This is a genomic window from Insolitispirillum peregrinum (genome assembly GCF_900156605.1).
Classification (GTDB): Bacteria; Pseudomonadota; Alphaproteobacteria; order Rhodospirillales; family Rhodospirillaceae; genus Insolitispirillum; species Insolitispirillum peregrinum.
Window position 1 is genome coordinate 619447 of sequence record NZ_FTOA01000003.1, and the last position, 10905, is coordinate 630351.

9 protein-coding genes are annotated in these 10905 nt (G+C 61.3%); 3 read left to right on the forward strand and 6 right to left on the reverse strand.

The genetic code is table 11. The features are described from left to right. Positions 1–29: 29 nt before the first annotated feature. Complete coding sequence (locus BW995_RS10580) at positions 30–368, forward strand: P-II family nitrogen regulator (protein ID WP_076400306.1); 339 nt, start codon at positions 30–32, stop codon at positions 366–368. Between the two features lie 202 nt (positions 369–570). Here BW995_RS10580 and ilvC read toward each other — a convergent pair whose 3' ends face one another. The 4 genes from ilvC to miaA form a co-directional block, all read right to left on the reverse strand. Continuing rightward, positions 571–1590 (reverse strand): ketol-acid reductoisomerase, encoded by a 1020-nt coding sequence (ilvC, locus tag BW995_RS10585; RefSeq protein ID WP_076400308.1) that lies wholly within the window; start codon positions 1588–1590, stop codon positions 571–573. A 152-nt stretch (positions 1591–1742) separates the two neighbouring features. Beyond that, positions 1743–2249: an acetolactate synthase small subunit gene (gene ilvN, locus BW995_RS10590; protein ID WP_076400310.1), complete on the reverse strand. Its 507-nt coding sequence runs from the start codon at positions 2247–2249 to the stop codon at positions 1743–1745. Positions 2250–2349: 100 nt separating this feature from the next. Then, the gene (locus BW995_RS10595; RefSeq protein WP_076400311.1) at positions 2350–4110 is read right to left on the reverse strand and encodes an acetolactate synthase 3 large subunit; all 1761 of its coding nucleotides are present in this window, start codon (positions 4108–4110) and stop codon (positions 2350–2352) included. A gap of 129 nt (positions 4111–4239) precedes the next feature. Further along, positions 4240–5193, reverse strand: coding sequence for a tRNA (adenosine(37)-N6)-dimethylallyltransferase MiaA (gene miaA / locus BW995_RS10600; protein ID WP_076400313.1), 954 nt, complete (start codon positions 5191–5193; stop codon positions 4240–4242). 193 nt (positions 5194–5386) lie between these two features. On the opposite strand from miaA, the gene serB reads away from it, so the two are divergent. Both serB and BW995_RS10610 read left to right on the forward strand, forming a co-directional pair. Continuing rightward, complete coding sequence (gene serB / locus BW995_RS10605) at positions 5387–6298, forward strand: phosphoserine phosphatase SerB (RefSeq protein WP_076400314.1); 912 nt, start codon at positions 5387–5389, stop codon at positions 6296–6298. 98 nt (positions 6299–6396) lie between these two features. Further along, positions 6397–7821, forward strand: a complete 1425-nt coding sequence (locus tag BW995_RS10610) for a sigma-54-dependent transcriptional regulator (RefSeq protein WP_076400316.1) — start codon at positions 6397–6399, stop codon at positions 7819–7821. Positions 7822–8077: 256 nt separating this feature from the next. Here BW995_RS10610 and BW995_RS10615 read toward each other — a convergent pair whose 3' ends face one another. Continuing rightward, complete coding sequence (locus BW995_RS10615; protein WP_076400317.1) at positions 8078–9373, reverse strand: O-antigen ligase family protein; 1296 nt, start codon at positions 9371–9373, stop codon at positions 8078–8080. A gap of 303 nt (positions 9374–9676) precedes the next feature. Then, entirely contained in the window at positions 9677–10606 is a 930-nt protein-coding gene (locus BW995_RS10620; protein ID WP_076400319.1) for an EF-hand domain-containing protein, read from the reverse strand. Positions 10607–10905 lie beyond the last annotated feature (299 nt).

Below are 10905 nucleotides of genomic sequence, written 5' to 3' on the forward strand. Positions count from 1 at the left end.
CACCAAACATGGGGTAGGAGACGTCACCGATGAAATATATCGTCGCCGTGATCAAGCCATTCAAACTCGATGCCGTGCGTGAAGCCCTGACCCCGCTGGGAGTGCAGGGATTAACGGTGTCCGAGGTCAAGGGATTTGGCCGCCAAAAGGGCCAGAAGGAAATCTATCGTGGGGCCGAGTATCTGGTCAGCTTCCTGCCGAAAGTGAAGATCGAGATTGCTGTTGATGACAGCATCGTTGATCAGGTGGTCGAAACCATCACCGCCACCGCCCGCACCGACCAGATCGGTGACGGCAAGATCTTTGTGTTTGATTTACAGGGCGCGGTTCGCATCCGCACCGGTGAACGCGACGGCGAGGCACTGTAAGCCTCCGCAGGACACGACACACAGAAAACAGGGTCATGGAGCGCTGCTCCATACCTCGCCGGGGCCGGGAGGCCCCGGACCCCATTAATTTGATAGTCAAAGAAAAAGCCGTGAGCGGGAAGGCTCACGGCTTTTTCTTTGGTCAAGACCAGCACACATCAGCGCGCCAGAGAGTTTTGTCATCCCCGGCACGCGGTTTGTGTTAGTTCTTTTCCTTGTCCACCAGCTTGTTGGCGGCAATCCACGGCATCATGGCGCGCAGACGGGCACCGACTTCTTCGATCGGGTGCTCGGCGTTGCGACGACGGGTGGCCTTGAAGGACGGCTGACCGGCCTTGCATTCCAGCATCCAGTCGCGGACGAAACGGCCGGACTGGATATCATCCAGAACGCGCTTCATTTCGGCCTTGGTTTCCGAGGTCACAACACGCGGGCCGGTGACATAGTCGCCGTATTCCGCGGTGTTGGAGATCGAATAGCGCATGTTGGCCATGCCGCCTTCGTACATCAGGTCGACGATCAGCTTCACTTCGTGCAGGCATTCGAAGTAGGCCATTTCCGGAGCATAACCGGCTTCGACCAGGGTTTCGAAACCGGCCTTGATCAGCTCGGTCAGACCACCGCACAGCACGGCCTGTTCGCCGAACAGGTCGGTTTCGCACTCTTCACGGAAGTTGGTTTCGATGATGCCCGAACGACCGCCGCCAATGGCAGAGGCGTAGGACAGGGCGATTTCCTTGGCGTTGCCCGAGGCATCCTGCGCCACGGCCACCAGGCAGGGCACGCCGCCGCCACGCTTGTATTCGGAACGGACGGTGTGGCCCGGGCCCTTGGGGGCAACCATGAACACGTCCAGGTCCTTGCGCGGCTCGATCAGGCTGAAGTGCACGTTCAGGCCATGGGCGAAGGCCAGGGCGGCGCCCTGCTTCATGTTGTCGTGCAGATCGGCGTAGTACAGGTCAGCCTGCAGTTCGTCGGGGGTGAGGATCATCACCACGTCGGCCCAGGCCGCGGCTTCGGCCGGGGTCTTGACCAGCAGGCCTTCGCCTTCGGCCTTCTTGCGGGTGGACGAGCCGGCGCGCAGGGCGACGCAGACTTCCGCAACGCCAGAGTCGCGCAGGTTCAGCACATGGGCGTGGCCTTGCGAGCCATAGCCCACCACGGCGACCTTCTTGCCTTTAATCAGGTTCACATCGGCGTCGCGGTCGTAGTAAACGCGCATTTCACTTGTTCCTTATGTTCAGTCAGGTGGGAAGGGGCTTGCCTGCCCGCCGTGCCAGAGGGATGACCAGATGGCGGGCAGACTAGCCTCCATTCCGGGTTTCTGACCAGAGAATTTCGGTCAGGTCACGGAAAGTGGGAGAGGGATAAACCTCAGATGGACTCCGAGCCACGGGCAATCGCCGCCGCCCCGGTGCGCGCCACATCAACCAGCCCCAGCGGCTCCATCAGGTTGATAAAGGCGTTCAGTTTGTCGGTCTTGCCGACGATTTCAAAAACGAACGATTCGTTGCTGCTATCGACCACATTGGCGCGGAAAATGTCAGCAATCCGCAGGGCTTCGACGCGCTTTTCGCCGGTGCCGACCACCTTGACCAGTGCCAGCTCGCGGCTGACATGCGGGCCTTCGACGGTCAGGTCATGCACGCGGCGCACCGGCACCAGACGGCCCAGCTGGGCCTTGATCTGTTCGATCACCATCGGGGTGCCCGAGGTCACCAGCGTAATGCGCGACAGCTTTTCAGCCGGGTCGACTTCGGCAACGGTCAGGCTTTCGATGTTATAGCCACGGCCGGAAAACAGGCCGATCACGCGGGCCAGAACGCCCGATTCGTTGTCAACCAGAACCGAAATGGTGTGGGTGTTGATGTCGGTTGTCATCGTGTCTGCGTCCCCCGCAAGGGGGCCTCCCCATGGCGGCCCGCCACCATGGGCGGGCCTGGGATTATCGGTAAGGTGAAGGCTGCCGGCGGGCGGCGGCTTACACCAGAATCTGGCCTTCGGCGTCGATCGCCTGCTCGCCGTCTGCCACCGGGCCGAGCAGCATTTCGTTATGCGGCTTGCCCGACGGGATCATCGGATAGCAGTTTTCGGTCTGCGACACGCAGATGTCCATCAGCACCGGGCCGTTGGTGGCGATGGCGGCGCGGATGGCATCATCCAGCTGATCGGCTTTTTCGACCCGCATCCCGACGGCACCAAAGGCTTCGGCCAGCTTGACGAAGTCCGGCAGCGCCTCGGAATAGCTTTCCGAATAGCGGCTGCCATGCAGCAGTTCCTGCCACTGGCGGACCATCCCCATGTACCGGTTGTTGAGGATGAAGATCTTGACCGGCAGGCGGTACTGCACGGCGGTGGCCAGCTCCTGCATGTTCATCATGAAGCTGGCTTCGCCCGAAATATCGACCACCAGCGCATCGGGATGGGCCATCTGCACGCCGACCGCCGACGGGAAGCCATAGCCCATGGTTCCCAGACCGCCCGAGGTCATCCAGTGGTTCGGCTTGTCAAAGCGGTAGTGCTGGGCAGCCCACATCTGGTGCTGGCCGACTTCGGTGGTGATGTAGGTCTCGCGGTCCTTGGTCAGCTCGTACAGACGCTGAATGGCGTATTGCGGCTTGATCACGTCGCCGTCCTGCACGAACTTCAGGCACTCGACGGCCCGCCATTCGGTGATCTGTGCCCACCAGGCGGCCAGTGCGTCCTGATCGGGGCGGATCTGGGCCGACTTCCACACCTTGGTCATGTCTTCGATGACGTGGGCGACGTCACCGACAACCGCCACGTCGACCGCCACGTTCTTGTTGATCGACGACGGATCAATGTCGATGTGGATCTTTTTGGAATTCGGCGAGAACGCCGACAGCAGGCCGGTCACGCGGTCATCAAAGCGTGCGCCGATGCACAGCATGACGTCGCAATCGTGCATCGCCATGTTGGCTTCATAGGTGCCGTGCATCCCCAGCATGCCGAGGAACTGCTTGTCGTTGCCCGGATAGGCCCCCAGACCCATCAGGGTCAGGGTCACCGGGAAGCCGCTCATGCGGGCGAAGTTGGTCAGCAACTGGCAGGCGGCCGGGCCGGAGTTGACCACGCCACCACCGGCATAGATGATCGGCTTTTTGGCGTTGGCCAGCAGGGCAACGGCCTCTTCGATCCGCTTCAGGTCGCCCTTGACCTGCGGCTTGTAGGACTTGTGCTTGATGCGGGTGGGCGGCATGTATTCGCCCTTGGTCATCAGCACGTCCTTGGGCAGGTCAATGACCACCGGGCCGGGACGACCGGTCGAGGCGACATAGAATGCCTCGTGCATCACGCGCGCCAGATCATTGGGCGACTTGACCAGATAGTTGTGCTTGGTGCACTGGCGGGTGATGCCGGTGGTGTCGGCTTCCTGGAAACCGTCGGTGCCGATCAGATGGGTCGGGACCTGACCGGTCAGGCAGACCACCGGAACGGAATCCAGCATCGCGTCGGTCAGGCCGGTAACGGCGTTGGTGGCACCCGGGCCAGAGGTTACAAGAACCACGCCCACCTTGCCAGTTGACCGGGCGTAGCCTTCTGCCGCATGCACGGCGGCCTGTTCGTGGCGAACCAGCACATGCTTGATGTGGTTCTGCTGGAACAGTTCGTCGTAGATGGGGAGGACGGCACCGCCAGGATAGCCGAAGATTACGTCCACGCCCTGATCAACCAGAGCCTTGAGGACGATCTTTGCTCCCAACATAGGTTCCTGGGCCATGATCCTTACCTTTTTTTATCAAAACGACACAGTGGGCCGTCCGGTGCCAGCCGGAACGGCGGGGGAAGTGGGTTCCCAGTGCGGGCAGGCGGGTGCCGTGCACTGTGGGAAGAGTGGCAACCTAGAGCGTTAATGCGCCGTGGTCAACAAAAACTGACGAACAAGTGCAAAGATTTCATGACGCAAACTTTCTGAATATTGCGTATCTACTAATTTATTTGAAATAATCTGTCCTCTGAACCATGTGCCCTGTCGCTTCGCGAAATTTCGTGTCATTTGTTTCGCTTTTGTAACGGCTTCGTCGAGGCTGATGTCTCCCCGCAAATGCGCCGCCAGTTCGGGGACTCCGAGGGCTTTCATCAAGGGGGCATCGGCGGGCGGACGGGTGGCCAGCAGGCCACGGACTTCGGCCAGCGCACCGCAGCTCATCATCACGTCAAACCGCCGCTCGATGCCCTCGTACAGCAGCGGGCGCGGTGGCTCGATGACGATGGTCAGAAAGCTGCCTTCAACCACCCGGTTGGCTGGCCGGGCCTGCCAGTACAGGATCGACTGCCCCGACGCCTCGAACACTTCAAAGGCCCGCGCCAGCCGCTGGCTGTCCCCGACATTCAGATGGGAGGCAATCGCCGGGTCCCGTTCGGCCAGCAGGGCATGGAAACGCTCGTTGCCAACCTCGGCCAGCAGGGCACGGGTGCGCAGGCGCACATCGTCGGGGATCGCGGGCATCGGCGACAGGCCGTCGATCAGGGCGCGCAGATACAGGCCGGTGCCGCCGGTGACCACCGGGATCAGGCCATGGGCACGGCAGTCGGCAATCTCGGCAGCGGCCAGTCTGGCCCAGCGTTCTGCCGAGCAGACATCGTGCGCGCTGAGGATGCCATACAGCCGGTGAGGGGCCTGGGCCATGTCCTGCGCCGACGGGCGGGCGGTCAGGACGTGCAGCTCGCTGTAAATCTGCATGCTGTCGGCATTGATCACGCACCCGCCAAACTCGCGCGCCACGTCAAGGGCAAGGGCCGATTTGCCGCTGGCGGTCGGTCCGGCAACGACGATGATCGGGGGAGGCAGGGGCGTGGACATGGGGGCGGGGCGCTCCGCTGAAGGATAACAGGATCATGCAGTTTATCGCCAACCGCCTTTCCCCGTACAGAGCCTTCCGCGCAGGTGGTTTTCCCGTGCCGGACCGGACGAATTCGCCTTGCAGGCCAGCCTGTGGACGCCTATAGGAAAGGCCTGTTTTCTTCCCGTTGCCCCTGTCCGGAGAGTGCTTCCGATGGTCCAGTCGAACGATACGGTTTTAACGCTGGTGGCTCCGGCCGAACAGGGCTTGCCTGCCGGGACGGTGGCCGTGGTGCGGTCGGCGCTGAAGGACGCTCATGCCAGCCTGTCGCCCACCGACTGGCTGGCCGACGGTATCGCCTGTGATATCGCCTTTGAGGGCTGTCTGGCCGATGTGGCCGAGGCCGTGGTGCGGCAGGTGCTGGCCGACCAGCCCGTGGACGTGTTTGTTCAGCCCAACACCGGCGACCGGCGCAAGATGTTGATGGTGGCCGACATGGACTCGACGATGGTCACCAGCGAGACACTGGACGACCTTGCCGCCCATGCCGGGCTGAAGGACAGGATTGCGGCGATCACCGAGCGGGCGATGCGCGGCGAGCTGGATTTTGAAAGCGCCCTGCGCGAGCGGGTCGGAATGCTGAAAGGTCTGGCGGCCAGTGCGCTGGACGAGACCTTTGCCGACATCGTCTATATGCCGGGGGCCAAGGCGTTGGTGCAGACCATGCGCGCCAACGGGGCGACCTGCCTGCTGGTGTCGGGGGGCTTTACCGCCTTTACCGGGCGGGTGGCGGCCTGGCTGGGCTTTCATGATCACCGGGCCAACACCCTGCATGTGGAAAACGGCGTGCTGGTCGGCACGGTCGGAGAGCCGATTCTTGGTCGGGAAGCCAAGGTGAAGACGCTGGTCGAGGAAGCGGGAAAATTGCGTCTGCCACTGACCCGTACGCTGGCGGTGGGCGACGGGGCCAACGATCTGGCGATGCTGCAGGCGGCAGGACTGGGCGTGGCCTATCACGCCAAGCCGCTGGTGCGCGAAGCCGCCCGGTTCCGCGTTGATCATGGTGACCAGACCGCGCTGTTGTTTGCGCAAGGGTATCGTCAGGCTGAATTCATCGCGGGGTAAAACGCGTTTTCCGCGTATTTCCCCTCGTCAGGGGCTTGCCCCATATGAGATTGTCCCTTAAACCTTAAGAGCGTTGCAGCTTTATCGAGTATGGTCCCATGACAACAGCACGCGTGTTGATCGTCGAAGATGACCCGATTCAGGCAGAACGCTATGCCATGGATCTGGATGGATTTGACCTGCGCGTGGCGTCGGCTGGTGCCGAAGCCTTGTCGGTGGTGGCATCGTTTCTTCCCGATCTGGTGGTGCTGGATGTCCGCCTGCCGGACATGAACGGGCTGGATGTCCTGCGCCGCCTGCGGGCCGATGGCATCCCGTCCAGCGTGATCATTGTCACCTCGCACGGGTCGGTGAACATGGCGGTCGAGGCCATGCAGGCCGGGGCCAATGACTTTCTGGTCAAGCCGTTCACCGCCGAACGGCTGCTGGTTACCGTGCGCAACATTCTGGAAAACCAGCGTCTCAGTCGTCAGGTTCAGCAACTGACGCAGGAGCTGGGGGTGACCACCGGGGCGGTCGGCTTCTTTGGCTTTACCGGTGGCTCGCCGATCATGCGCGGGGTTTATCGCACCATCGAAGCCGCTGCTCCGTCGAAGGCAACGGTGTTCATCACCGGCGAAAGCGGCACCGGCAAGGAATTGTGCGCCGAAGCCATCCACCGGGCCAGCCCGCGCGCCAAGGGGCCGTTCGTGGCGGTCAACTGTGCCGCCATTCCGCAGGACCTGATGGAAAGCGAGCTGTTCGGCCATGTCAAAGGCGCTTTTACCGGTGCCACCGGCACCCGTGACGGTGCAGCCTCGCGGGCGCATGGCGGGACGCTGTTCCTTGACGAAATCTGTGAAATGGACATCAACCTGCAAAGCAAGCTGCTGCGCTTCCTGCAGACCGGAACGGTGCAGAAGGTCGGTGGCGACGGGCCGGAAAAGGTTGATATCCGGGTGGTGTGCGCTACCAACCGTGATCCACTGGTCGAGGTCGAGGAAGGTCGCTTCCGCGAAGACCTGTATTATCGCCTGCATGTGATCCCGATCCAGTTGCCGCCGCTGCGCGAGCGGCCAGGGGATGCACTGGAAATCGCCCGCACCCTGTTGGGGCGGATGGTCAAGGAAGAAGAAAAGAGCTTCTCCCACTTCGCCAAGGATGCCGAAGTGGTGATCTCGGCCTATCCGTGGCCGGGGAACGTGCGCCAACTGGAAAACTGCCTGCGCAACGCGGTGGTGTTGCATGATGGTGACGAACTGACGCTGGCGATGCTGCCGCCGCCGCTCAATACCTTCAGTCCAAAGGCTGGCGCCATGCTGGCCGGGGGCGTTCCGGTTGCCGCCCCTGCCACCGATGGGGGCCGTGGGATAGTCAGCGATGACACCACCATTCGCCCGTTGTGGCAGGTGGAAAAGGAAACCATCGAACGGGCGATTTCGTTGTGCAGCGGGAATATCCCCAAGGCTGCGGCGTTGCTGGAAATCAGCCCGTCGACCATTTATCGCAAAAAAGTCTCGTGGGAAAACGCCGAGGCTGTCTAGAGCATTGTGCGAAAAGTGGGAACCGGTTTTCGCAAAAACAATGCGACGGAACAAAAGGTTAGATCAGCCTGCCTGCGTCAGATCACAGTACACGACAGTAACGTGGAGCGCTGCTCCACACCTCGCCGGGGCCTTGAGGCCCCGGACCCCATTGACTTGATTTCTAAAGAAAATGGGGGTTTGGGGGCATCGCTCCCAAACGGGTGCGGGCGGTAGCCCGCACGGATCCCACCAACTGTCGTGTCCTGTGCAGGGATTAGCGCCGCGTTTCCCCGACCGGAGAGGGCTCGGTAATTGCCGCAATGCTCATACAGCTAAAGCTGAGGGCCGAGATGAACCACGCTTGCCACAGGCCATAGCTGATCAGGGCGGTCAATCCCAGTTGGGCGCTGACGGCAACGGTGATGGCGCTCGGCCAGCGTTGGCCGCGGAGCTGTCGCAGGCGATGGGTCAGGGCCAGGGCAACGGCTCCGGCTGCGCTGATGGCCCCGGCGGCTCCCAGACAGAACCACAGGTCAAGGGCACCGTTATGCGGGTGTAGAGGAATGCTTTCCCCGATGACTTCAATCTTTCCCGTCGGCTGGCCGTTGGCGTCACAGGCCCGCAATTCCAGTGAAACTTTGCCACCGGGAGCCGCGCGGGCATTATCAAGTCCCCATCCGAATAGTGGATGTTCGGCAATCAGGGGGGCAACGGTATTCCAGATCCCCAAACGATGGGCCAGTGATGGGGCCTTGTGGATCAGCGTGCAATAGGTCGCCTGTTGCAAGGGGGCAACCAGCAGCGGCATGGCCAGGATCAGGGTGGCAGCCAGAATTGGCACCACCCAGCGGATCTGCGGCAGGATACCAACCAGCAGCCATAAAATGCCACCAATCAGCAGGGCAAAATAGGCGGTATCGTTCGCGTTCCGTGCCAGCAAGGCAATATTGAGGATGAGCAGGGTTGCAGCCAGCAGCCATCCGCGTTTGCTGCGCCACAGGCACAGGGCGGCATAGCTGGAGGGCAGGACCAGAAAACCGTGCAAAGCCGCCCCACGGGACAGCGATCCGCCCTCGATGATGTAATGGGCATCACCATGCAGCAGGCGGGCTATCGGGGAACCAAGGCTAAAATCCAGATAGGTCAGGGTGGCAATGCCGGTGGCACTGAGGCCGGCGGTCAGGACCATGGTCCAGCGCCAGCGTTGCGGCCAGGTGCTTTGCCAGCGCAGCAACAGCAGCAGGCTGACCATCTGGATCAGCACAGCCAGACTGCGCTGGGCGGTAAAACCGGGGAGCAGCGACCATGGAGCCGTGGCAAGGCCCAGCAGCGGGAGTGCCAAAGCCAGAAGCCCGGCCAGCGGCAGGGAGGTATTGCGCATGCTGCGGCGTAAATCCTGATCGCGGGTCAGGTCCCAACTGACCAGCAACAGCATGGCAAGCAATGGTGCCCATAGCCCGAGCGGCGCAAGATAGGCGATGATCGGGGCTGAAAATGCCGGAACGACAACCCAATGGCGGGGCAGGGAAAACCACTTTATCGCGGGCGAGCCATCGCAAACGCAAGCCATCAGGAACAATCCTTGTTACTCAAAACGACCATGCACAACAGCCCGTGGCCATCAGGCGGCGGGCATGATGGCGCATGAAAGACTCTATTTCCATCTTTTCGCACAAAGTGTGAGGGAATTGTCACGCTGGACCTGTCCATGCTGACCACGACCACGCTCATGACTTTTAAAGAACAGGGCAGGAGACCCGTCCGATCATCCTGCCCTGCGGAAGCTGTATCATGGCTGGCGGGCAACGGCCTGTCACGGCAGCCGCACTGGTTTGCCGCATGTTGGGTGTGCAAACCGTTTCCCGCCCAGGCGTCAGGTTACAATCGAGGTATGGTCCGGCGGGCCATTGGCGATTTGCTGATAGGTCCCGGCAACCTGCTTTGCCGGAGGATCTTCGACCGGTTCATACAGGCGGCGGGGGATACCGGATTGCTGATCCAGCACGCGCTGTTCCCCGGGCAGCAGGACTTCCTGTCCGGCATCCTGTTCGGCGGTGGTCTGTTCGCTGGCGTTATCCTGTCCCGGCAGGGGGGGCAGCGGCGGGGCTTCGTTGGCATACAGTTTTTTTGGCTGCTCGATCTCGGCCTGTGCCTTTTGCTCTTCCGGTGTTGAGGGTTCGACGCGGCCAAGGCCGGAATAACTGCTGCTTTGATCCTTGGCGCGGACCACCTGCTGCAGTTCGATCTGGTCGATGCGGCCATCGCCATTGCTGTCATAACGCTGCAAGGCATCGGGCAGACCATAGATCTCTGCCGGACCGGGCTGGTTGTCGCGGAACCTCTGTGCCCGTTCCATGGCGGCGACAATCGGGTCGTCGTTGGCAGAACCCTTGTCCTGACCGACGGGGGTGGCGGTACTGTCGATGACCTGATCCGGCCCGGCCGCTTCATCGGACAGGGTGACGCGGGTGGCGGCAGGGCGACTGCTTCCCTGCACGGCGACCGTCGAAGCCCGTTGTGATGTGTCGGAAGAAGGATGGTTGGACGAACCAGACTGTTGCTGATCCTGCTTTTGCTGCAGCTCTTGCTGCCGCTTGTTCATCTGCTCCGCTCGCCGAGCCAGGACTTGCAGCTGCTGTGACAGGTGATCCTGGGGTTGATCGTGGTTCTGTTCACGGGAATCCGGTTGGCGACCACTTTCTTCGGGGGCAGCAATCTTGGGCGCATCAACCTTGACGGTTGCCTGTGCGATATAGAGCCCGTCCGGCCCAACGGACTGGGACGCTGGGACTGCCACGCTCATGGCATCCTCCTTGCCTTCTGACGATTTCCAGCATGCTTCTCATGCATATTGAAAGTATCACCAAACATGGATTGATTGTCCAGATGGGTAAAAGGACCATTTTTTTCGTCCGTATTCTTCTTACGACCAGAGCTGAAGATAAATAAACAGTATTAATTTATCGTCGCGGTTAGGGCTTTGGTGGGGGAGACTATCTCCTCGTTCCAATGGATGACGTCTTTCGGCCCGTCATCTCTCTGAATGTGTCGAACTTACTGTAAATACATAAAAAACCGCCGCCCGTCACAGGACGGGCGGCG